General features: G+C 72.5%; 16 protein-coding genes. 10 read left to right on the top strand and 6 right to left on the bottom strand.

The genetic code is table 11. The annotated features are described in order from the left end of the window. Positions 1-3 precede the first annotated feature (3 nt). The 3 genes from AMOR_RS10390 (at position 4) to AMOR_RS10380 (ending at position 2,517) form a co-directional block, all read left to right on the top strand. Positions 4-792: an ABC transporter permease gene (locus tag AMOR_RS10390; protein ID WP_248360743.1), complete on the top strand. Its 789-nt coding sequence runs from the start codon at positions 4-6 to the stop codon at positions 790-792. 39 nt (positions 793-831) lie between these two features. Beyond that, complete coding sequence (gene rnz, locus AMOR_RS10385; protein ID WP_248360742.1) at positions 832-1,749, top strand: ribonuclease Z; 918 nt, start codon at positions 832-834, stop codon at positions 1,747-1,749. A gap of 63 nt (positions 1,750-1,812) precedes the next feature. Continuing rightward, positions 1,813-2,517, top strand: coding sequence for a pirin family protein (locus tag AMOR_RS10380; RefSeq protein WP_248360741.1), 705 nt, complete (start codon positions 1,813-1,815; stop codon positions 2,515-2,517). Positions 2,518-2,644: 127 nt separating this feature from the next. Here the strand turns inward: AMOR_RS10380 and AMOR_RS10375 are convergent, their stop codons facing one another. Beyond that, positions 2,645-4,555: an AMP-dependent synthetase/ligase gene (locus AMOR_RS10375; protein WP_248360740.1), complete on the bottom strand. Its 1,911-nt coding sequence runs from the start codon at positions 4,553-4,555 to the stop codon at positions 2,645-2,647. Between the two features lie 186 nt (positions 4,556-4,741). Between AMOR_RS10375 and AMOR_RS10370 the strand changes: the two genes are divergently transcribed. Then, positions 4,742-5,899 carry an NAD(P)/FAD-dependent oxidoreductase gene (locus AMOR_RS10370; protein ID WP_248360739.1) on the top strand — a complete coding sequence of 386 codons (1,158 nt, stop codon included), beginning with the start codon at positions 4,742-4,744 and terminating at the stop codon, positions 5,897-5,899. Between the two features lie 357 nt (positions 5,900-6,256). Further along, positions 6,257-7,504, top strand: a complete 1,248-nt coding sequence (locus AMOR_RS10365) for a small ribosomal subunit Rsm22 family protein (RefSeq protein ID WP_248360738.1) — start codon at positions 6,257-6,259, stop codon at positions 7,502-7,504. Here AMOR_RS10365 and AMOR_RS10360 read toward each other — a convergent pair. Beyond that, on the bottom strand, positions 7,425-8,426 hold the full coding sequence (locus AMOR_RS10360) for an ABC transporter ATP-binding protein (RefSeq protein ID WP_248360737.1): 1,002 nt from the start codon (positions 8,424-8,426) through the stop codon (positions 7,425-7,427). The two genes, AMOR_RS10365 and AMOR_RS10360, sit on opposite strands and share 80 nt — an antisense overlap. A 72-nt stretch (positions 8,427-8,498) precedes the next feature. Here AMOR_RS10360 and AMOR_RS10355 point away from each other — a divergent pair, with 72 nt between their 5' ends. Beyond that, a complete protein-coding gene (locus tag AMOR_RS10355) occupies positions 8,499-9,473 on the top strand; it encodes a ParB N-terminal domain-containing protein (RefSeq protein ID WP_248360736.1) in 975 nt (324 codons plus the stop codon). A gap of 13 nt (positions 9,474-9,486) precedes the next feature. Here AMOR_RS10355 and AMOR_RS10350 read toward each other — a convergent pair whose 3' ends face one another. From AMOR_RS10350 to AMOR_RS10335, 4 genes are all read right to left on the bottom strand, one after another. Beyond that, positions 9,487-10,290 carry a QcrA and Rieske domain-containing protein gene (locus AMOR_RS10350; protein WP_248360735.1) on the bottom strand — a complete coding sequence of 268 codons (804 nt, stop codon included), beginning with the start codon at positions 10,288-10,290 and terminating at the stop codon, positions 9,487-9,489. After that, entirely contained in the window at positions 10,287-10,859 is a 573-nt protein-coding gene (locus AMOR_RS10345; protein WP_248360734.1) for a YceI family protein, read from the bottom strand. The genes AMOR_RS10350 and AMOR_RS10345 overlap by 4 nt, the downstream gene beginning before the upstream one ends. Positions 10,860-10,873: 14 nt before the next feature. Beyond that, on the bottom strand, positions 10,874-11,581 hold the full coding sequence (locus AMOR_RS10340; protein WP_248360733.1) for a hypothetical protein: 708 nt from the start codon (positions 11,579-11,581) through the stop codon (positions 10,874-10,876). Between the two features lie 160 nt (positions 11,582-11,741). Continuing rightward, complete coding sequence (locus tag AMOR_RS10335) at positions 11,742-12,227, bottom strand: hemerythrin domain-containing protein (RefSeq protein ID WP_248360732.1); 486 nt, start codon at positions 12,225-12,227, stop codon at positions 11,742-11,744. A 181-nt stretch (positions 12,228-12,408) separates the two neighbouring features. On the opposite strand from AMOR_RS10335, the gene fadI reads away from it, so the two are divergent. From fadI to AMOR_RS10315, 4 genes are all read left to right on the top strand, one after another. Next, positions 12,409-13,716, top strand: a complete 1,308-nt coding sequence (fadI, locus tag AMOR_RS10330; RefSeq protein ID WP_248360731.1) for an acetyl-CoA C-acyltransferase FadI — start codon at positions 12,409-12,411, stop codon at positions 13,714-13,716. Between the two features lie 64 nt (positions 13,717-13,780). Continuing rightward, positions 13,781-15,955, top strand: a complete 2,175-nt coding sequence (gene fadJ, locus AMOR_RS10325; protein WP_248360730.1) for a fatty acid oxidation complex subunit alpha FadJ — start codon at positions 13,781-13,783, stop codon at positions 15,953-15,955. A 552-nt stretch (positions 15,956-16,507) separates the two neighbouring features. Beyond that, the gene (locus AMOR_RS10320; protein ID WP_248360729.1) at positions 16,508-19,078 is read left to right on the top strand and encodes a multiheme c-type cytochrome; all 2,571 of its coding nucleotides are present in this window, start codon (positions 16,508-16,510) and stop codon (positions 19,076-19,078) included. A 692-nt stretch (positions 19,079-19,770) separates the two neighbouring features. Next, positions 19,771-22,362, top strand: coding sequence for an OmcA/MtrC family decaheme c-type cytochrome (locus AMOR_RS10315; RefSeq protein WP_248360728.1), 2,592 nt, complete (start codon positions 19,771-19,773; stop codon positions 22,360-22,362). Positions 22,363-22,596 lie beyond the last annotated feature (234 nt).

Raw genomic sequence — 22,596 nt, 5'->3', positions numbered from 1 at the left:
CTCGTGCTCCGCTACCTTCGCCTCCTCGGGGTGCAGATCCGTGCGTCCACGGCGATCGCCGTCCAGTACCGCGTCGAGTTCCTGGTCCGCGCCGGGCTCGCGCTCTTCTGGACCGCCTGGACCCTCGTCCCCATCCTCGTCGTGTACGGCGCGCGCACGTCGGTCGCCGGCTGGAGCTTCGAGGAGGCGCTCGTCGTCGTCGGCTGGTTCACGCTCCTCAAGGGCGTGCTCGAGGGCGCGGTGAACCCGTCGCTCACCACGGTCGTCGAGCACATCCGGAAGGGCACCCTCGACTTCGTCCTGCTCAAGCCCGCCGACGCCCAGTTCCTCGTCTCGACCGCGAAGTTCGAGCCGGCCCGGGTCGTGGACCTCGCCGGCGGGCTGGTCGTGTTCGTCTATGCCTTCCACCGGATGGGGCGCGCGCCGACGGCGCACGGCCTCGCGCTGGCCGTCGTGCTCCTCGCCTGCGCGGTGGCGATCCTCTACTCGCTCTGGATCCTCGTCATCTCCGCGGCGTTCGTCGTCGTGAAGATCGACAACCTCTCGTTCCTGTTCGTGTCGATCTACGACGCGGCCCGCTGGCCTGCGGACGTGTTCCGGGGGGCGCTCCGGATCGTGTTCACCTTCGTGGTCCCGCTCGCGGTGATGACGACGTTCCCCGCGGAGGCGCTGCTCGGCCGCCTCGGCGCGCTCCGCGCCCTGGTCATCGCCGCCGGTGCGCTCGTGTTCGCCGTGCTCTCGCGCGTCGTCTGGCTCCGGTCGATCGCCCGCTACACGAGCGCGAGTAGCTGAGGCGGCGGGCGCCGCGGTCGGCTACATTCGACGTCCCCGATGCTGCGCCTCACCTTCCTCGGCACCTCCGCCGCCCAGCCGACCATCCGCCGGAACCTCTCCGGGCTCGCGGTGCGGCGCGAGCGCGAGCTGTTCCTCGTCGACTGCGGGGAGGGGACGCAGCGCCAGCTCATCACCTTCGGCGCCGGCTTCGACGTGGCCGCGATCTTCTTCACGCACTTCCACGCCGACCACTACCTCGGCGCCATCGGCTTCCTCCGCACCCTCTCGATGCAGGGGCGGACCGCGCCGCTCGACGTGTACGGCCCGCGCGGCGCCCGCCGCGTCCTCGAGACCATGCTGTTCGCGGGCGCCGAGCGGTTCAGCTTCGACGTCCGGATCCACGAGGTGAAGCCGGGGGACCGCATCCGCCGGGACGGCTGCACGCTCGTGCCCTTCGAGACCGATCACCGGGTCCCGTCGTGCGGCTGGACCCTCGAGGAGGACTCTCGCCCCGGGAAGTTCCACCTCGAGAAGGCGGTCGCGCTCGGCGTCCCGAAGGGCCCGCTCTACGGCGCGCTCCAGCGCGGTGAGCCCGTGACGCTCCCCGACGGCCGCGCCGTGCGCCCCGAGGACGTGGTGGACGCGCCGCGCCGCGGGCGGAAGGTGTCGATCACCGGCGACACGCGGCCCTGCGCCGGGACCGCCATCGCGGCCCGCGGCGCCGACGTCCTCGTCCACGAGGCGACGTTCGGCGACGACGAGGCCGCCCGCGCCGTCGAGACGCAGCACTCCACCGCGCGCGAGGCCGGAAGGATCGCGCGCGAGGCGGGCGTCGGCCGGCTCGTGCTCACGCACCTCTCGACGCGGTACGATCACGCCTGGCAGACGCTCGCCGACCAGGCGCGCGAGGAGTGGCCGGGGGCGCTCGACGTGGCGTCCGACGGCTGGGTCCTCGAGGTGCCGCTGCCGGAGTGACCCGCTCGCGCGGGGCCACAGGTATGGCCTCGACGGGCCCCTGGCGGCGGTTACGTTCCGGCCATGATCACGATCCGCAAGGCCGACGAGCGCGGCCACTTCGATCACGGCTGGCTCGACACCCGCCACACCTTCTCCTTCGCCGACTACCACGACGACGCGCACATGGGCTTCCGGGCGCTGCGCGTCATCAACGAGGACCGCGTGACGCCCGGCGAGGGCTTCGGCCGCCACGGCCACCGCGACATGGAGATCCTCTCGTACGTGCTCTCCGGCGCGCTCGCGCACCAGGACTCGACGGGCGGCGGCGGCGTCCTCCGCCCGGGCGAGGTGCAGCGGATGAGCGCCGGCACCGGCGTCATGCACTCGGAGTTCAATGGCTCCAAGGAGGAGCCGGTCCACTTCCTCCAGATCTGGCTCCTCCCGGACCGCGCCGGCCACGCGCCCTCCTACGAGCAGAAGGCGTACCCGGAGGCGGAGCGCCGCGGACGGCTCCGGCTCGTCGCCTCGCCGGACGGCGCGGAGGGCTCGACCACGATCCACCAGGACGCGCGCGTCTACGCGACGCTGCTCGCGCCGGGGGAGGCGGTCACCCTCCCGCTCGCCAGGGGCCGGCACGCGTGGGTCCAGGTGGCGCGCGGCGAGGTCGACCTGAACGGCCGGCTCCTCCGCGCCGGCGACGGCGCCGCGCTCTCGGACGAGCCGGCGGTCGGCCTCGGCGGCAAGGGGAGCGGCGTCGCCGAGGTGCTCGTGTTCGACCTCGCGTGAGGGTGCTTCACGGCGTCGTACCCGTGAACGTACCCGGCTCCTCCGTGCCCGTGACCCGCGTCTCGTGGGCCCGTGGGCCCTGACCCGAGCCCCGCGACCCGCAACGACGAGTCTCCACGGGGAAGGATCACCCGCCGCCGTCCGCGCTCTCGTCCTCCGCGTAGAGCGCGTCGAGCACCGCCGCGTACCGCGCCTCGCACGCCTTTCGCCGGACCTTCAGCGTCGCGGTCAGCTCCCCGTCCGCGACGCCGAGGTCCCGCGGGAGGATCGCGAACCGCTTGATGGTCGCGTACCGCGGCAGCTGCGCGTTCACCGCGTCCACCGTCTCCTGGATCCGCCGCCGCACCTCGGGCGACTCGCCCGGCACCGGCCCGAGCGCGATCCCGCGCTCCGCCGCCCAGCGCCGAACCGCGGCGTCGTCGAGCGACACGAGCGCCGTCACGAACTTCCGCCGGTCGCCGTGCACCACCACCTGGGACACGAGCGGATCGCCCTTCAGCTCGCGCTCGAGCTGCTGCGGCGCGATCTTCTTCCCGCCCGCGGTGACGATGAGGTCCTTCTTCCGATCGGTGATCCGGAGGGAGCCGTCCGGCTCGAGCGTGCCGATGTCGCCGGTGTGGAGCCACCCGTCGGGCTCCAGCACCTCGGCGGTCGCCGTCGGATCCTCCCAGTACCCGCGCATCACGCCCGGGCTCCGGAGCAGCACCTCGCCGTCGTCGGCGATGCGCACCTCGGTCCCGGGGACGGGCGGGCCCACCGTGCCGTGCCGGACCTCGCCGGGCCGGTTCACGCACGACGCGGCGGAGGCCTCGGTCATCCCGTAGCCCTGGACGATCGGGACGCCGATCGCCTCGTAGAACCGGCTGATCCGCGGCGAGAGCGGGGCCGACCCGGAGAGGAGCAGCCGGAGCCGGCCGCCGAGGCGCGCCTGCACCATCCGCCCGACCCTCGGGAGGACCACGCGGCGCGCGAGGACGAGCCCGAGGCTGCGGTAGGGCTCGCCGCGCTCCGCCGCGGCGGCCCAGGCATCGAACGCCGCGAGCGCCGTCCGGAACAGCCGCCCCTGCAGCCCGGGCGCGGCGACGCCCTTCGAGACCACGCCGGCGAAGATCTTCTCGTACACGCGGGGCGGCCCCGGGATGTACGTCGGGCGGACCTCCGCCGCGTCGTCGGCGATCCGGTCCATCGTGCCGGTGAGGGCGATCCGGCCCCCGACGTGGACCCACGCGTACTCGCAGAGCTTCCCGAACGCGTGCGCGAGGGGGAGGAACACGAGGGCGAGATCGTCCCCCCGCATGACCGCGACGTCCTCCGCCTTTGCCGCCGCGTAGAGCCAGTTTCCGTGCGTGAGCATCACGCCCTTCGGCGTCCCGGTCGTGCCGGAGGTGAACAGGAGGCACGCGAGGTCGTCCGGGGCGAGCGCCGCGGCGCGCTCGATGTTCCGGCGTGGCTCGGCCTGCCGGGCCGCGCGCCCGATCGCCTCCACCTGCGCGACCGTGCGCTCGCCGGAGCCGGCGCGCGGCGCGAGGCGCACGACGCCCTCGAGCGCCGGCAGCGCGCCGCGGATCTCCGCGAGCTTCGCGGCGTGCTCGTCGCGATCGCAGAGGGCGAGCCGCGCTCCGGTCCGGCCGAGCAGGTCGCGGCACTCCGCGGCGGTGGTCGAAGGGTAGATCGGCACCGACACGGCGCCGGCGGCCAGGATCCCGAGGTCGGCCACCACGCCGTCGAGCGTCGTGTCCGAGATCACCGCGACGCGATCGCCGCGCTCGAGACCGAGCGCGCCGAGGCCGGCCGCGAGGTCGCGCACGCGCGCCGCGATCTCGCTCCACGTGACCGTGCGCCACTCGCCGGCGAGGCGGTGGAACGCCGCGACCTCGGCGCCGCTCGCGGCGGCGCGCGCCTCGAGCAGCGCCGGGAGGCTCCGGGCCTCCGCCGCGACGCCGCGCGCGGCCGCGGCCTGCTTCGCGCCCTGAGGGCCTCCCGGGCGCGCCGCGGGCGCCACCGGGCGCGGGACGGAGCCGGGCTCGGGACCGATCATGCGCGCCTCCTCGTTCGCTCGGATCGTGTCCCGGCGCGGGCCGGGGGGCACGCGCCGCGAAGGGTGCCGGATGGGCCGCGCCGCACCCCATCGAGCCGAGCGCGAGCGCGGACGGCCGCGCACAGCCACCGCGAGCCGCGCCGCGCATCGAACCCTGGAGACGCCCCGGACAAGGAGGAGGACGACATGCAGACCCACGTCATCGTCGGAGGAGGCATGACCGGACACGCCGCCGCGGCCGCGATCCGGGAGAAGGATCCCGGGGCGCGCGTCGTCGTCCTCGGCGCCGAGCCGGAGGCACCGTACGCGCGGCCGCCGCTCACGAAGGGGCTCTGGCTCGGGAAGGAGGAGTCGAGCGTCCTGCTCGCGCCGGTCGACGTCGACTGGCTCGCCGGCCGGCGCGCCGTCTCGGTCGACACCGCCCGCCACGAGGTGACGGACGACCAGGGTGGCGTCCACCGCTACGACCGGCTCCTCCTCGCGACCGGCGGGCGCCCGCGTCGCCTGCCGTTCGGCGGCGACCGGGTGATCTACTACCGGACCCTCGCGGACTACCGGCGGCTCCGCGGCGTCGCGGGGAAGCGCGTGGCGGTCATCGGGGGCGGCTTCATCGGGTCCGAGATCGCGGCCTCGCTCGCGCAGAACGGGAAGGAGGTCACGATGGTCTTCCCCGATGCGCGGATCGGCGCCCGGGTCTACCCCGCCGGCCTCGGCGACTTCCTGATGCGGACCTACGAGGACCGCTGCGTGCGGGTCCTCGCCGGCGAGCAGGTGACCGGGATCGAGGCGCGCGGCGACGAGACCGCGGTCCTCACCGGGACCGGCCAGCAAATCGTCGCGGACGCGGTGGTCGCGGGGATCGGCATCGTCCCCGAGACGACGCTCGCGGAGGCGGCCGGGATCCGCTGCTCGGACGGGATCGAGGTCGACGCGCGCCTCGAGACGAGCGCGCCGGACGTCTTCGCGGCGGGCGACGTCGCCCGGTTCCCGTCCCCCGCGCTCGGGCGGTCGATCCGGGTCGAGCACGAGGACGCGGCCCTCACGATGGGCGCGGCGGCGGGCCGGATCATGGCCGGCTCGGGCGAGCGCTACGAGCACCTTCCGTTCTTCTACTCGGACATGTTCGACCTCGGGTACGAGGCGGTCGGCGTCCTCGACGCGCGGCTCGAGACGATCGAGTCGTGGAAGACGCCATTCCGCGAGGGCGCGATCTACTACCTCGACGGCGACGCGGTCCGCGGCGTGCTGCTCTGGGGCATGTTCGGGCACGTCGACGCGGCGCGGGCGCTCATCGAGGGCCGGCGCGCGGTCCCTCGTGCGGAGCTGGTCCACGCGATCGAGTAGGGGGCGGGGCGTGCGCGAGCGTGATCCTCGCGGTCGGGGGCGGGGTCGGGGTCGGACAACGGGCCACGGACAACGGGCCACGGGCCACGGGCCACGGGAGGCGGGTCACGGGAACGATTGAGCGGCAACGGTAACGTGAACGGTAACGGAAACGGGCAGCCTGACCGTCGCGCACGCACCGTTACCGTTTCCGTTTCCGTTTCCGTTTCCGGACCCGTTCGCCGTGTCCCGTCTCCCGTGTCCCGTCCCCCGTCCCCCCCGTCCCCCCCGTCCCCCGTCCCCCGTCCTCAAGGCTCCCGCTCCCACGGGCCCCCCGCCCCCCTCGCCGTCCGACGCGCGCCGGGTTAGAACGGCCCCGTGCCGAACGACCCCGCCCACGATCTCGCGGGATGGATCCCCCGCCTCCTCGCCGTCTGGCGCGAGGGGCGCAAGAGCCCCCGCCGCGGGCCGCGCCCGCCGCCGGACGCGCTGCTGCCCGACGAGCTGCGCGAGGTCGGCGCCGCGGTCGCCCGGCTGTCGAAGGGGCTCACGCGCGACCGCGAGCTCGCCGGCGCCCGGTACATGGACGAGGAGCGGCTCCTCGGGGCCTACCTCCTCTTCTACTGGCCGATCTCGTACCTGCAGGCGCGCGGGACGATCTCCGAGCTGCCCCGCCGCCCGCGGGCGGCGCTCGATCTCGGGAGCGGCCCCGGCCCGATGGCCTTCGCCGCGCTCGACGCCGGCGCGGCCGAGGTGATCGCGGCGGACCGGTCCTCGCGCGCCCTCGCCGCGGCCCGCGCCCTCGCCCGCGCCGCCGGCGAGCCGCTCGGGGCGCGGGACTGGAACCCCGCCCGGAAGGCGCCGCTCGAGGGGATCGCGCCCGGGAAGCGATTCGACCTCGTCACGATGGGCCACGTCGTGAACGAGCTGTGGAAGGGACAGGACGAGGACGCCCGCCGCGCGGACCTCCTCGAGGAGGCGCTCCGGCTGCTCGCGCCGGGCGGCTCGCTCCTCGTGGTCGAGCCGGCGCTCAGGGACACCTCCCGCGCCCTCCTCCGCGTCCGCGACCTGCTCGTGGCGCGCGGCCACGCCGTCCGCGCGCCGTGCCTGTTCCGCGGCCCGTGCCCCGCGCTCCTCCGCGAGACCGACTGGTGCCACGCGGAGCGCCCGATCGATCCGCCGCCGCTCGTCGCGCAGATCGGGAAGGCCGCCGGCCTCCGCAAGGAGGCGGTGAAGATGAGCTACCTCGTCCTCGCGGCGCCCGGCGAGGCCTGGGCGCCGCCGCCCGAGGGGCGCGTGTTCCGGATCGTGTCCGAGCCCCTCCCGTCCAAGGGGCGCCTCCGCTACATGGGCTGCGGGCCGGAGGGGCGGATGGGGCTCTCCCTCCAGGAGAAGCACGTCTCGGCCCCGAATCGCGCGTTCGAGCACCTGCTCCGCGGCGACGTCGTGGAGGTGAGCGGAGCGGAGCCGCGCGGGGACGGGATCGCGCTCGGGGAGGCGTCGGTCGTCCGGCTCGTCGCGGGGGCGGGGCGGCCGGTGCCCGCGCCTACGTCACCCCCGCCGCCCGGCGGTTCGACCGGAACAGCTCCGAGAACACCTCCTCCAGCGGCGGATCCTCCACCGTGAGGTCCGCGACGGGCAGCCCGGCGAGGATGCGGGCCACGGCGCCGGACACGTCCTCCGCCGCGACCTGGATCGTGGCCTGGCCCGGCTCGGCCGAGACCACTTGCCCGAAGCGCGCCAGGTCCGCCGCCGACGGGACGACCCCGTTCGCGCTCTCGAAGCGGACCACGATCCGCTTGTCCGGCCGGACCTGGTGCGAGAGCGCGCGCAGGTCGCCGTCGTAGATGAGCCGGCCGCGGTCGATGACGATCACGCGCGGGCAGAGCTGGACGACGTCCTCCATGTAGTGGCTGGTGAGGAGCACCGACGCGCCGTAGCGCTCGTTGTACGAGCGCACGAACCCGCGGACGGTCGCCTGCATCGACACGTCGAGCCCGATGGTCGGCTCGTCGAGGAAGAGCACCTTCGGCCGGTGCAGCAGCGCCGCCGCGAGCTCGCACTTCATCCGCTCGCCGAGCGAGAGCTGCCTCGTGGGCTTCTGGACGACGTCGCCGATCTCGAGGAGCTCGACCAGCTCCTTCAGCGTCTCCTGGAACTGCGCGCGGGGGACGTCGAACACCGCGCGGTTCAGCTCGAAGGTGTCTGCGGGGGGCAGGTCCCAGAGGAGCTGCTGCTTCTGGCCCATGACGAGGGTGATCGTCCGGAGGAAGGCGGCCTCGCGCCTGCGCGGCACGAAGCCGGCGACCGTGACGTCACCCGACGTCGGGTGGAGCAGCCCCGCGAGCATCTTGAGCGTCGTGGTCTTCCCGGCGCCGTTCGGGCCCAGGAAGCCGACCCGCTCGCCTTCACCGACGGAGAAATCGATGGCGTCGACGGCCTTGACCGTCTCGTACGTGCGGCTGAAGAGCGCGCGGACGGCGGCGGCGAGCCCGGGCGGGCGGCGGTGGACCTGGTAGTGCTTGGTGAGGCCGCGGACCTGGATCACGGGGGCGGATATTGCGGCCGCGCCCTGCCCGGGGCAACCCCGGCGTGCAGGCGCACGCGTTACGATGCGTTCATGGCCCAGAAGAAGCGCCCGGTGACCAAGAGCGGCCGGCCGCGCGCCCGCAAGGGTGTGAAGCTGAAGCCGACGGAGCTCACGCCCCAGCAGCTCGCGCTGTCGGAGCGTCCGCCCGAGCTGGACGCGCTCGCGCACGCGGTCGAGGCGGACGGCGGCGCTGTGCTCGCCGCCTACCGCGAGCCGCTCGGCGGCCACCCGCTGCTGTTCGTGGCGCTGCCGACCGACAAGGTCGACCGGACGCCGTTCCAGCGCGACGTCTCCGACGCGCACGTGAGGAAGCTCACGCTCGCGATGGACAAGACGAAGCGCTACCTCGATCCCATCGTGGCGGTCCGGGAGGGCGACCGGTACATGACGCCGAACGGCGGCCACCGGCTCACCGCGCTCCAGGAGCTCGGCGCGAAGAGCGTGCTCGCGCTGCTCGTCCCCGAGCGCGAGGTCGCCTACCAGATCCTCGCGCTCAACATCGAGAAGGCGCACAACCTCCGCGAGAAGGCCCTCGAGGTCGTCCGGATGTACCGCGATCTCGCCGGCTCGCTCGACCCGAAGGAGAGCGAGATGGCCCTCGAGTTCGAGGAGCCCGCGCTCGTGACGCTCGGGTTCGCGTACGAGGCGCGCCCGCGCCTCTCGGGCGGCGCGTACGCGCCGATCCTCCGCAAGGTGGACGCGTACGAGGAGCGGAAGCTCTCGGCCGCGCTCCCGGAGCGCGAGCGCCGCGCCCAGGTCGTGCTCGCCTTCGACGACGCGGTCTCCGAGGCGGTGGCGCGGCTCAAGGAGAAGGGCTTCGACTCGCCCTACCTGAAGGCGTTCGTGGTCGCGCGGGTGAACCCGCTGCGGTTCATGAAGGGCGGCGCGCCGCCGTTCGACGAGCTGTTCGCGACGATGACGAAGCGCGCCCGCGGCATGGACCCCGGCAAGATCCGGAGCGAGGACGTGGCGCGGAGCGGCGGGGCGGCGGCGGAGGCGGAGTAGGAAGGCGACCCGCTCACCCCGGGATCGCGACCGTGACCGCCGTCGCGTCGGCGGTGGTCGTGAACGCGCGCAGCCCGTGCGACGCGGGGCCGCGCACGAGCGTGCCGTCGGGCAGATAGGTCGAGCCGTGGCACGGGCAGATCATCTCGTTCACGTCGGAGTGATACGCCACCGTACAGCCGAGGTGAGCGCACACGGAGTCGAGCGCCGCGTGGCCGCCGGCGGGGAGCGCGATCACCGTGATGGGCCGGCCGTAGCCCTGCGGCCGCCCGGTGACCGTGCCGCCCGGGCTCGCGAGCGCGGGGAAGTCCGCCAGCGGGAAGACGACCGTCCCGTTCACGAGGGCGGGGAACCCCGGATCGCCCGCGGTGAGGTCCACGACCACCGCGTCCCGGGTCACGTCGAGCGTCGCCTCGTAGGTCGCGAGGGCGCCGCGCGCGGGCGGGTGGTGGACCGAGCCGTCGAGGCCGAACCGCGAGCCGTGGCACGGGCAGACGATCTCGGTGTCCTCGAACCCCAGCGGGCAGCCCAGGTGCGTGCAGATCGCCGTGGTCGACGCGTAGGAGCCGACGGTCGGCACGTGCACGACGAGCACCGGCCCGGCGCCCTGCGGCCGCGCGATGATCGCGCCGCCCTCCGCGCGGAGCTGCGGCGCCGTCGCGAGCGGGATCGTGATCTTCCCGTCCACCGGCGCCGGGACGTCCACGGACGGCGCCGGCCCGATGTCCGGCGCGCAGCCGGGGAGGGCCGCCGAGACGGCGGCGGCGCCGGTCGCCGCGGCGGCGCGGAACAGGAGCTGCCGGCGCGAGAGCGTCATCGCTCCTCCTGGAGCAGGAGCTTCGCGGAGACGACGACGCGATCCTCGATCTTCACGAAGAGAAGGGAGGGCCGCTCGACGCCGTAGGCCTCGAGGCTCAGCGGGAAGCTCGCGTCGACGGTCCCCCGCCCGTCGGGCTCGAGGCGCACCTTCACCGGGACCTCCACCGGGTGCGTCTGCCCGTGGAAGGTGACCTCGCCCCGGAGCACGAGGTCGAGCGTCGCCGGCGACGACGCGAGCTGCACACCCGAGCCGACCGCCTTGAGCTCGACGTACGGGTACCGCGCGGTCTCGGTCACCTCGCGCATGTGCGCGTCGCGGTTCCCGTTCCCCGAGTCGAACGAGTCGACGCGCGCGCGCACCATCACCTGCACGCCGCCGTCCGGGAGCACCCGCGCCTTCCCCTCGACCGCGTGCGTGACCGCGTTCACCTCGTGGAGCTTGTGGACGACGCGGTAGCCGAGCGTGCTCCCCGGCGCCACGTCGTAGGTGCGCGGCGCGTCGGCGGCCGGCGCGATGACGGGCGCGAGGGCGAGGGCGAGGGCGGCGAGGCGGGCGAGGGCGGTCATGGCGCGCACCTTCATCAGGGGAAGAACAGGACCACCGCGCCGACGGTCATCGCGCCGAAGGTCGTGTACCCGACGATCTGGTGCGCCGTCGCGATGTCCCGCTCGCGGAGGGAGCCCGCCTCGTGTCGCGCCCAGACGCCGAGCGCGATCTGGGCGACCATGCCCACGGTGGCGAGGGCCATCGACGCCTTGTGCAGCGTGGCGGTGTCGAGCTGGATCTTCTTCGGGTAGGGCACCGGCGCGAGCACGGCGAGGAGCCCAGCGGTCGCGAACAGCGCCGTCGTGCCGTAGGCGAGCCCGGTGTGCCACGCGTGGTACTTGCCGGTGTCGCCGCCGCCGCGGAAGCGGTCGTTGAAGTCGAGCTGCCCGACGATCGTGGTCGCGGCGAGCGCGGTCCAGGTCGCGATCCCCATGCCCTGGTGCAGCGTGAGCATCGTCCGGCGCCGCGCGACCTCGCGCTCGATCCGCGCGCTCGCCTCCGTGTCCGGCTTCTTCGTCGGCGGGAGCAGCTCGAAGTCGAGGGAAGGCGACAGGTCCGGCTTCCGGGGAGCGGCCGCCTCGCCCGGCTTCGCGGGCTTCGGCTCGCTCGCGCCGGGCTGCTCGGGCTTCGACGCGCCCGGGCCGGCCTCCGCCGAGCCGCTCGCGGGCGGTGTGTCTCCCGCATCCGCCGCGAGCGCGGGCGACGAGGACAGGACGAGCACGAGCACGATGGCGCGCAGCACGAGGCCTCCTCCGGCGCGCGACGGAAGGAAGCGCGCGCCGGTTCCGGTTCCTTCTCGGAACTGAGACACGCGGCAGACGGATCCGGGGGTCAATCCTGTTGGGGCGCCCGCGGGGGCCAACCCCGGGCGTGCGAGGCGGCCGGGTTCCGGCGCGAGGACGTCAGCGGGCCTGCTTCGCCTGCTTCGCCTCGCTCCGGGCGAGGACGAGTCGCCGCTCCAGCTCGCCGCCGATGCTGGCGAGCGTCGCCTCGTCGACGTGGCCCTCGGCGTACGGGAACAGCTCCCGCTCCTCCCACCGGACGTGCTGCTCGAGCAGCTCGGCGAACGCGTGCAGCGAGGACCGGACGTCCGGCCCTCGCCCGCCCTTGGCGGAGCCGATGAGCCGCGTCATCTCCGCGTGCTCGGTCGTCAGCCGCCGCATGTCGCCCTGCGTGAGCCAGCGCCCGAGCAGCTCTTCCTCGGCCCGGGTGTGGGGCCGGAAGACCTGCTCCTCGAAGCGCTTCGCGAGGGCGAGGAGCCCGGGAAGGTCCTTCGGAGCGCCCGCGCTGTCCGCGTGGCCGGCGAGCCCCATCTTGAGCTGGAAAGCCACGAGCAGCGCCTGGTGGTGCTCGCTGGAGAGCGGCTTCAGCTGCCGGGAGCGCTTCATCCCTCGGATCGTCGCCGGAACCTCCCTGTCGCGCAAGGGGACGCCCGTTCGCTCGGGTTCACGGCGCTCGCTCCCGCGGCCCCACATCGGTCCGGCACTTCGCGGCGGTTGACGCTCCGCGCCATGGTAACTAAATGAGATCGCGTCACCGACCGATTCCCGAGTCAACGGAGAGACACCCATGGGCACGAACGGAACGCTCCCTCCCGGCCGCCGGGCCGCGGTCATCACCGGCCTCCGCACGCCGTTCGTGAAGGCCGGGACCGACTTCAACGACCTCTCCGCCACCGACCTCGGCGCGCTCGTGGTGAACGAGCTCGTCGCGAGGAGCGGCATCTCCCCGAAGGAGTTCGACTCGGTCGTGTTCGGCCAGGTGATCCCGTCGCCGACCGTCACGCTCATCGGGCGCGAGATGGTGCTCCGCACCCAGCTCCCGCGGAGCGTGCAGGCCCACACGGTGGCGCGCGCCTGCGCGACGTCGATCCAGGCCACGACCGACGCCGCCGCCCAGATCGCGCTCGGCCACTCCGACTGCGCCATCGCCGGCGGCGCGGAGTCCATCTCCGACGCGCCGATCTTCGCGTCGCGGACCCTCGCGCAGACGCTCGTCGAGGTCTCGCGGGCGCGGACCGTGGCGGACCGCGTCCGGATCCTGGCGCGGCTCCGCCCGAAGGACTTCACCCCGAACCCGCCCGCGCTGAAGGAGCCGACCACCGGGCTCACCATGGGCGAGAGCGCCGAGCGGATGGCGCAGGTGAACGGGATCTCCCGCGAGGCGCAGGATCGGGTGGCCTACGAGAGCCACCGCCGGGCGGCGCTCGCCTGGGAGACCGGGAAGCTCGACGGCGAGGTGATGCACGTCCCGGTGCCGCCGCGGTTCGAGCGCGTGGTCTCGAGGGACAACATCGTCCGCAAGGACACGACCCTCGAGGCGCTCGCGCAGCTCCGGCCCGTGTTCGACCGGAGGTACGGCACCATCACCGCCGGCAACGCGTCGCCCCTCACCGACGGCGCCGCCGCCCTCATCGTCATGAGCGAGGAGAAGGCGCGCGCGCTCGGCCTCCGGCCGCTCGGGTACGTGAAGGCGTACGCCTACGCGGCGCTCGACCCGCGCGACCAGCTCCTCCAGGGACCCGCCTACGCGGCGCCCGTCGCCCTCGACCGCGCCGGGCTCCAGCTGTCGGACATGGATCTGGTCGACATGCACGAGGCCTTCGCCGCCCAGGTGCTCTCGAACCTGAAGGCGTTCGCGTCGAAGGACTTCGCCGAGAAGGAGCTCGGGCGTTCCCGGCCCCTCGGCGAGATCGACCCGGCGAAGCTGAACGTGAACGGCGGCTCCATCGCGCTCGGCCACCCCTTCGCCGCGACCGGCGCGCGGATGATCCTGCAGACGCTCCGGGAGCTGGAGCGGCGGCAGGGCCAGCACGCGCTGCTCACGGTCTGCGCGGCGGGCGGGCTCGGCGCGGCGCTCGTCCTCGAGCGGGAGTGACGTCCCCGATCCCTTCCGCCCGGCGCGCGAGCCGCGCCGGGCCCCAGACACCCCGGAGGTATCCATGATGTCGGCAGAGGCGGTGGCGTCCATGCAGGCCCCCCGGCACTTCCGCGTCGAGATCGCGGACGGCGTCGCGACGCTGCTCGTCGACGATCCCGGCGAGAAGGTGAACACGATCCACCCGGCGCTGATGGAGGAGTTCGTCGCGCTCGTGGACCGCCTGGAGAAGGACGACGCGGTGCGGGCGATCGTCCTCGCGAGCGGCAAGGCGGACGGGTTCGTCGCCGGCGCCAGGATCGAGCTCATGCAGACGGTGAAGGACGCCGCCTCGGCGCAGCGGCTCGCCCGCGACGGCCAGGCGGTGTTCGATCGCCTGGAGCGGCTGCGGAAGCCGGTCGTCGTCGCGATCCACGGCGCCTGCCTCGGCGGCGGCCTCGAGTGGGCCCTCGCGTGCCACTACCGGATCGCCGCGGACCACCCGCGGACCAGCCTGGGCCTCGTGGAGGTGCAGATCGGCCTCATCCCCGGCGGCGGGGGCACGCAGCGGCTGCCGCGCCTCGTCGGGATCCAGGCCGCCCTCGACCTCATCCTCGCGGGCAAGACCGTCAAGGCGCGGAAGGCGCTGAAGCTCGGCCTCGTCGACGAGGCCGTCCCTCCCGCGATCCTGCTCGACGTCGCCCGCGACCGGGCCCGCGCGCTCGCCTCCGGGAAGCTGCGGCGGGAGCGGCGGCCCGCGAGGAAGGGCGCCGTCGAGAGCGTCACCCGCCTCGCCCTCGAGGAGAACGCCCTCGGGCGCCAGGTCCTGTTCCGGCAGGCGCGCAGGACGGTCCTCGCGAAGACGAAGGGGCACTACCCCGCGCCGCTCCGCGCCATCGACGCCATCGAGCACGGGTACCAGAAGGGCTTCGCGAAGGGGCTGGAGAAGGAGGCGGAGCTCTTCGGCCAGCTCGCCGTCTCGGACGTCGCGCGCCGGCTCATGGAGATCTTCTTCGCGACGACCGCGCTCAAGAAGGACAGCGGCGTCGACGACCCCGCCGTGAAGCCGCGGAAGGTGGAGCGGGTGGGCGTCCTCGGCGGCGGGCTCATGGGCAGCGGCATCGCCTACGTGACCGTCAACGCGGGGCTCCCGGTGCGGATCCGCGAGCGCGACGACGCGGCGGCGGCGAAGGGGCTGTCCGCGGTCGGCTCGATCCTCGACGATCGCGTGAAGAAGCGCTCGATCGACAGGCTCGAGCGGCTCGAGAAGCTGCGGCTCCTCACCGCCACCACCGACTGGAGCGGCTTCGCCGAGGTGGATCTCCTCATCGAGGCGGTCTTCGAGGACCTCGCGCTGAAGCAGGAGATGGTCCGCGCCTTCGAGGCGGTGAACCCGCGCGGCATCTTCGCGTCCAACACCTCGTCCATCCCGATCACGAAGATCGCCGAGGCCTCGGCGCACCCGGAGACCGTCCTCGGGATGCACTACTTCTCCCCGGTCAACAAGATGCCGCTCCTCGAGGTGATCGTCACCGGGAAGACCTCGCCCGAGGCGACCGCGACCGCGGTCGCGATCGGCAAGAAGCAGGGGAAGACGGTGATCGTCGTCCGCGACGGCCCCGGCTTCTACACGAGCCGCATCCTCGCGCCGTACATGAACGAGGCGGCGCAGCTCCTCGTCGAGGGCGCGTCGATCGAGGACCTCGACCACGCGCTCGTCGAGTTCGGGTTCCCGGTCGGCCCCATCACGCTGCTCGACGAGGTGGGCATCGACGTCGGCGACAAGGTCGGGAAGATCCTGCACGGCGCGTTCGGCGCGCGGATGGCGCCACCGGCGTCGCTCCACGACGTCGTCGCGGCGGGCCGGCTCGGCCGGAAGAACAGGAAGGGCTTCTACACCTACGACGGCAAGGAGAAGCGGGTCGACGAGACCGTCTACGACCTCCTGCCGGGCGGGCGGAGCCGGAAGCGCTTCGCGCCGGAGGACATCCAGGAGCGCGTGGTGCTCCAGATGGTGAACGAGGCGATCCTCTGCCTCGGCGAGGGCATCCTCCGGAGCGCGCGCGACGGCGACGTCGGCGCCGTGTTCGGGCTCGGGTTCCCGCCGTTCCGCGGCGGACCGTTCCGCTGGGCGGACGCGGTCGGCACGCGGAAGCTGCTCGACAAGCTCGAGACGCTCCGGACGCGCCACGGCGAGCGGTTCGCGCCGGCACCGCTGCTCGTCGAGCGCGGGGCGGCCGGCACGCCGTTCCATCGCTGAGCGGTCGCCGGAAGGCGTCGGAGCGGGTCGGCGCGGACTTGCGGCAGCCGGCCGCAGTCCGCCCGCGCCGTCTGATGACCTCGGGTGATCCCGCGGTGGGTGCTTTCGCGCGCCCGAACGAGCACGTCAGCACCGAGGTGCACGGCGCGAAGTCGCGCGTCTTGTCGCCGCGTTAGCGGCCCCCGGCGCTGCGGCTCGGGGGCGCGATGAGACACGGTCGGTGAAGCTGACCCGTCCGGCTGCGGATGAAGTCGAGGACGCTCGAAACCGCAAAGCCTGCGCGCGGTTCGTTAACCTGAACCCGCGGCGCTGCGGCAGCTTGACGCATAGTCATCGAAACCATCGGTCAATCAATGAGTTAACGGCCTGATACCGCGCCCCCGGAGAACATTGGCGCGTGGCAGGAATTGCGCACGCCCAACCCCGCGAGATGACGAGAAAATCCCCGATCCGCGGCGTGTATCTTGACGCACCCGAACAGGACTCCTTTTATGCGCCAAGTCAGGCAGTTAGCGGTTTCGCTGCATAACAATTGCCGGAGATCAATCGATAATGCACACCTCTTTGAAGAAGGCGGGAACGCTCCTGCTCGCCGGCGCTCTCGCGCTCGCCGGCTGCCAGGGCGAGAAGGGCCCGGAGGGCATGCCGGGCGCCACCGGTCCTGCCGGCACCGACGGCACGAACGGCACGAACGGCACGAACGGCACCGACGGCACCAACGGCACCAACGGCATGAACGGCGTCAGCGGCAAGCTGTCGCTCACGATCGACAGCGTCGTGACCGCGCCGGTCAACGGCACGAACACCTCGACGCTGACCTTCACGATCCGGCCGGCCGCGGCGGTCTGCCCGGGCGGGACCTGCGTCGACAACCTGAGCATCCTCCCGCAGAAGACCTTCTACGCCCAGCAGTACGACGCGGCGACGAACACCTTCCCGACGAACAGGAACTTCAGCTTCGGCGGGATCCACTTCAAGGCGATCACGGCCGACGGCAACGGCGCCCAGTACACCGCCACGAAGGCGAGCCCGTCCTTCGCCCCCGAGACCTCGACGAGCGCGTTCGTGTACGCGTACATCACGAACGCGGCCGCGGTGCCGGCGCCGACGACCGGCCACTACATGCTGCCCAGCCAGGTGTCGAGCACGGCGAAGGTGTACGGCACGATCGCCTACACCTCCAAGGCCGTCGTGTCCGGCTGCGAGAAGTGCCACGGCGCGCCGTACTCGAAGCACGGCTACCGCCAGGCGAAGGTCGCCGGCCTGCCGGACTTCGCGTCCTGCAAGGCCTGCCACACGGATCAGCGCGCCGGCTCCGACGCCAACTGGTACATGATTGCCGATGACCCGGCGAACTACGCCGCGTCGCTCGATTCCAAGGGCGCGCTCGACGCCACCCACGCCGCGAAGTACGCCTACACGGCGAACATCATGAACGACGTGCACAACTCGCACGCGTTCGAGTTCAACTACCCGCAGTCGATCTCGAACTGCGTGACCTGCCACGCGGGCCAGCTCCAGAACATCCTCACCGACGCGAACTTCAAGCCGACGGTGTGCAAGAGCTGCCACGCGGTCACCGGCCCGACGGGCGGCGTCGAGGCCGGCCGCGCCCCGGCGATGAAGACGATCTGGGCCAACAAGGGCGTCGCTAGCTTCCACACGATGGACCTGTACGCGGCGACCGCCGGCGGCGTCGACGTGGACCCCGCCATGTGCAACAAGTGCCACAAGGGCGACGGCTCGTCGGGCAAGACGTTCGCGCAGATCCACGGCGGCTTCTCGAAGAGGATCTACTCCGCCGAGAACGCGCGGTACGCGGACACGCTCAAGGTGACGGTCGGCACGACCTCCTTCGACGCCACCGCCAACACGCTCACCGTCAACTTCAGCATCGCCGGCACCGCCGCCAACGCGCTCGTCAAGCCGACGATCGTGGTGAGCCTCTACGGCTACGACTCGAAGGACTTCGTGGTCAGCGGCCACGGCAGCGTGGCGACCGGCCTGCCCGGCGCTGGCACGAGCCTCCTCGAGTACACCGATGGCGCGACTCAGCGCGGCAACGCGGCGCTGTCGTCGAACAGCCCCCGCCTGACGCTCAATCCGGCTGCGACGACCGCCGGCGTCACCCAGTGGACGGCGACGGCCATCCTGGCGAACGACGCCACCAACAACATCAACTGGGGCGACCTGATCGCCAACAAGACGGTCAAGCGGGTCCAGGTGAACATCCTCCCGGCGATCGGCCTCGATCAGACCAAGAAGGTCGACGACAACGAGTACCTCACGGACACGAGCGGCGCGGTCACGGGCCCGAACCCGGCCTACAACCCGTCCATCGGGGTCACCGGCGCTTCCGTGGCGATCGACCTCGCCACCGGCGCGGTCATTCCCGCCGCCGCCGGGACGGCGATCGTCGACACGGCGAAGTGCAACGCCTGCCATGACGAGCTCGGGATGACGTTCCACGGCCCGAACTACGGCAGCGCGGGCGTCGTCGCCTGCCGCGTCTGCCACTTCGTCGGCGCCGGGGCGTCTCACCTCGAGATGCAGTCCCGGTCCATCGACTCCTACGTCCACGCGATCCACTCGATGCAGGCGTTCGACATCAAGAGCATCGACCTCACGGATCCGGTCGCCCTGCTCCGCTACAGCGACAAGGTGGAGGGCAACTACCCGAACTTCGCCGGGACCCTGAACTGCGACTCGTGCCACAACGCGGGCACGTACGAGGTTCCGGACCAGGCGAAGTCGCTCCCGGGCCTCCTCTCGGCGGCCTCGACGTTCAAGGCCGGGACGCGGACCATCGGCACCGTGCCGGCGCAGATCTCCGGTCCGGCCGAGCGCGCCTGCGGCGGCTGCCACCGGGCGCAGTTCATCAACGAGGACGACGCTCCGTCGCTCGCCGCGTTCTACGCGCACACGACCGCGAACGGCACGTCCGTGGCCGATACGAGCGCGACGTCGCTCACCAACGTGACCGCGTACGTCCTGGGCCAGATCGGCGTCATCGCGCCGACCGCGGCGATCACCGGCGCCCAGGTCGAGAGCTGCGTGGTGTGCCACCCGACGGCTGGCGCGGACCACCAGAACCTGTTCAACACCTGGAAGAACGGCCTCTAGTCGAGACCGGCGAGGTGGGCTCCGGCCCACCTCGCGGTTGAACAGCTGAGCAACACGAGGCGGGGCGAGCAGCGATGCTCGCCCCGCTTCCTTTTTCCGCTCGCTGGGCGCTCCGGCGGCCCGCGCTTTCCTCAGCTCGCCGGAGGAGCGGCGCCAGCGCGGGGCGGATCTCTGCTGCGCAATGTGGACTTGACGAGACCGCAATCGAGCGCGGCGTCATTTCAGGGTGCGGCCGTCTGTCACGGGGCCGCGGGACGCGCGCGGCAAAGGTGGCGCGAGCCTTCTCGCGCGATCCCAGAATCGGTCCGTGATGTCGGCATGTTACGCAGTTCGCCGCGAGCTCGCGCGCCGGCCATGCTGTGTCACCGATCGTGAATAACTATCGGACCCAAGCGCAAGATTGCGCCGCAAACATTGCGGGCCCATAGCAACCGACGGTACGGCCTCCGCGGACCCTGGGCGCGTGGTCAAAAATTCCCCTGTGCGCACGCGCACATTTCCATGCGATCTGGGTGAAATCGCGCATGCGCGAAAGCTGCAGTAATTGCGCGCTCCGGAAATGCGCGAAAATTCTGGGGAAAAGAACAATTGTCGCGGGGCGTATTGACCCCAGGGCAACCCCTCCTTCTTATGCGCAGAGCCGCGAACCGACCGACGGTCGCGCACCCACATTGTCGGAGATCACGAAAACGATGAAATCGTTCAAGAACGCTGGAACGCTGCTGCTCGCCGGCGCGCTCGCGCTCGCGGGCTGCTCTGGTTCGACCGGCCCCGCGGGCGCCACGGGCGGCACGGGCCCGACGGGCCCCTCCGGCCCGCAGGGCGATACCGGCCCCACGGGCGGCACCGGCCCGACGGGTCCGACGGGTCCGACGGGTCCCACCGGTCCGTCCGGCACGCCCGGCATCGGCCAGAGCTCGGGCCTCAACATCGTCGTCACGAGCGCCCCCACCGCGGACGCGAGCGGGAAGATCTCCGTCCGCTTCACGATCAAGGACGACCGCGGCTACGGCCTCGACACCGCCGGCGTGTACTCGCTCGGCACGATCTCGCCGTCCTTCTCGCTCGCGTACTTCACGAAGGACGCGGCCGGGAACGTCCTCCCGTACAAGGTCCTCACGCAGAGCGGTACGCCGGCGCAGCCGACCGCCTTCTCCCCGCTGCGGACGCCGCTGAACCCGACCGCGAACGGCACGCTCGTCGCGAACGGCGCGGGTGACTACACGTACACGTTCCCGGCGACCGTCGCGTTCGACGCGACGCAGGGCACGTCGACGCACACCCTCTGGATCCAGGCGCAGCGCCAGACCGACTCGACGGACCTCCGCACGCGGAAGACCGTCAACGTCGAGTACAACTTCATCCCCTCCGGCAACGGCACGCCCTCGCGGCGCCAGGTCGTCAACACCGCGGGCTGCTCGAAGTGCCACGACGGCTTCGCCGCCGGGACCTTCCACGGCGGCGGCCGCATCAACGGCAACTACTGCGGCATCTGCCACAACCCCGACCGGACGAGCAACCCGGCGGCCGAGGCCTCGGTGTTCGTGCACCGGATCCACTTCAGCGAGGAGCTCCTGTCCGTCACGACCGGGACGATGACGACCGGCTACCAGGGCCCGACGGCCTGCGGGGACGGCGTCGGAACCCACGCCGCGATCTGCACCTGCACGCCCGCCGCTCCCTGCCAGCCGAACGCGTTCCACGGCATCAGCGATGTGACCTACCCGCAGGACATCCGCAACTGCGCCCAGTGCCACGACGACAGCGCGGCCCAGGGCGCGCAGTGGAAGACCCGGCCGAACCGCCAGGCCTGCGGCTCCTGCCATGACGTGGTGAGCTTCACCAGCACGACGCTCCCGTCCTGCAACCTCGACCGGACGGTCCCCTGCGCGCACAGCGGCGGCGTCCGGACGGACGACTCGCTGTGCACCCTGTGCCACCAGCCGGCGGCCATCGCCGGCTACCACGTGCCCGTCGCGCCGGTCGATCCGAACAACATCCTGAGCGGCGGCACGAACGCCAACACCAACGCGGCTGCTCTCGCCGCGGCGGGTGCGGTGCCGGCCGGCGCCACCAAGATCACCTACGAGATCGGCTCGGTCGCCGCGGTCGCCGACGCGGGCAGCGTGCTCCGCCCGACGATCACGTTCCGCTTCCTCAAGGACGGGACGCCGGCGCCGATGGACATGGTCTGTGGCCCGGCGACGGTCGCCGGCGAGATCTTCAACAACTTCGTGGGCTCGCCGAGCGTCTACTTCGTCTGGGCCCAGCCGCAGGACGGCATCGCCGCCCCGGCCGACTTCAACGCCTCCGCCAGCGCCTACGTGAAGCGCGTCTGCAACGGCTCGGCGGCCGCCAGCACGACGATCACGGGCCCCGACGCGAACCAGTTCTACACGGTGACCATCACGAACGTGGTCATCCCCGCCTCGGCGACGATGCTCACCGGCGGCGTCGGCTACACCTACGGCCTGAACGCTGATCCGACGAAGGACACGGCGCCGCTCACCCAGACCAACGTGCCGGGCTACGCGTACAGCGCCACCACCCGCGTGGGCGGCCTCATCGTCGCCGCTCCGGACGTGAAGAAGACCGCCACCGGCTACGCCGCTCGCCGCGACATCGTGGCGACCGACAACTGCAACGCGTGCCACGCGCAGCTCGGCGCGGCCCCGACGTTCCACGCCGGTCAGCGCAACGACAGCCCGTCGTGCTCGTGGTGCCACACGCCGAACCGGACCAGCAGCGCGTGGTCGGCCGGCTCGAAGGCGTTCATCCACGGCATCCACGGGGCCGGGGCCCGCTCGACGCCGTTCACGTGGCACCAGGTCTCCGCCACGGAGGGGTACTGGCAGGTCACCTACCCGGGCGTCCTGAACGACTGCGAGCAGTGCCACAAGGCGGGCACGTACGACTACAGCTCGGCGGCCTCGCTCGCGGCGCTCGAGAGCTCGACCCCGACCACCGTCGCCACCGGCACCTTCGCCGTGGGCAGCGCGCACTCGCCGTACATCACCGAGGGCACGAACTACGGCACGGGCTACTCCGTCGCCACGGGGACCGGCGTGGTCACCGAGGCCGCCGACACGACGCTCGTGACGAGCCCGATCACCACCGTCTGCTCGGCGTGCCACGACAGCGACGCGGCGGTCATCCACATGGAGCAGAACGGCGGCGCGTTCTACCAGCCGCGCTCGGTCGCCAAGGCCGGCCTCGGCGAGTCCTGCCTGGTCTGCCACGGCCCGGGCAAGATCATGGCGATCAAGGACGTGCACGCGAAGTAACCTGACGTGAAAGGCGCACCCGGAGCGATCGCTCCGGGTGTGCCGCAGTGACCGGGGCGGGCCCTTCGTGGCCCGCCCCGCTTCTTTTTTGCGGGAGCCGTGGTCAGCAGGTGCTCGGCGTCACCAGGACGAAGCTGAACGCCCTGCCGTCACGGCGTCCGCCATCGCCCAGCAGCCCGGGCCCGTGGCCCGCCGGACGTCCCGGCGGCCCGGGACCGGGCCTTTTCGGGGCCC

It is taken from the genome of Anaeromyxobacter oryzae (genome assembly GCF_023169945.1).
GTDB classification, from domain to species: domain Bacteria; phylum Myxococcota; class Myxococcia; order Myxococcales; family Anaeromyxobacteraceae; genus Anaeromyxobacter; species Anaeromyxobacter oryzae.
This window is presented reverse-complemented; position numbering and strand designations above follow the sequence as displayed.

What these genes read in the sequence shown, in the direction of transcription:
- AMOR_RS10350 (WP_248360735.1), bottom strand. Translation starts at nt 10,290, where the DNA reads ATGACGCTCTCGCGCCGGCAGCTCCTGTTCCGCGCCGCCGCGGCGACC.
- rnz (WP_248360742.1), top strand. Translation starts at nt 832, where the DNA reads ATGCTGCGCCTCACCTTCCTCGGCACCTCCGCCGCCCAGCCGACCATC.
- AMOR_RS10380 (WP_248360741.1), top strand. Translation starts at nt 1,813, where the DNA reads ATGATCACGATCCGCAAGGCCGACGAGCGCGGCCACTTCGATCACGGC.
- fadI (WP_248360731.1), top strand. Translation starts at nt 12,409, where the DNA reads ATGGGCACGAACGGAACGCTCCCTCCCGGCCGCCGGGCCGCGGTCATC.
- AMOR_RS10320 (WP_248360729.1), top strand. Translation starts at nt 16,508, where the DNA reads ATGCACACCTCTTTGAAGAAGGCGGGAACGCTCCTGCTCGCCGGCGCT.
- AMOR_RS10375 (WP_248360740.1), bottom strand. Translation starts at nt 4,555, where the DNA reads ATGATCGGTCCCGAGCCCGGCTCCGTCCCGCGCCCGGTGGCGCCCGCG.
- AMOR_RS10370 (WP_248360739.1), top strand. Translation starts at nt 4,742, where the DNA reads ATGCAGACCCACGTCATCGTCGGAGGAGGCATGACCGGACACGCCGCC.
- AMOR_RS10335 (WP_248360732.1), bottom strand. Translation starts at nt 12,227, where the DNA reads ATGAAGCGCTCCCGGCAGCTGAAGCCGCTCTCCAGCGAGCACCACCAG.
- fadJ (WP_248360730.1), top strand. Translation starts at nt 13,781, where the DNA reads ATGATGTCGGCAGAGGCGGTGGCGTCCATGCAGGCCCCCCGGCACTTC.
- AMOR_RS10345 (WP_248360734.1), bottom strand. Translation starts at nt 10,859, where the DNA reads ATGACCGCCCTCGCCCGCCTCGCCGCCCTCGCCCTCGCCCTCGCGCCC.
- AMOR_RS10355 (WP_248360736.1), top strand. Translation starts at nt 8,499, where the DNA reads ATGGCCCAGAAGAAGCGCCCGGTGACCAAGAGCGGCCGGCCGCGCGCC.
- AMOR_RS10315 (WP_248360728.1), top strand. Translation starts at nt 19,771, where the DNA reads ATGAAATCGTTCAAGAACGCTGGAACGCTGCTGCTCGCCGGCGCGCTC.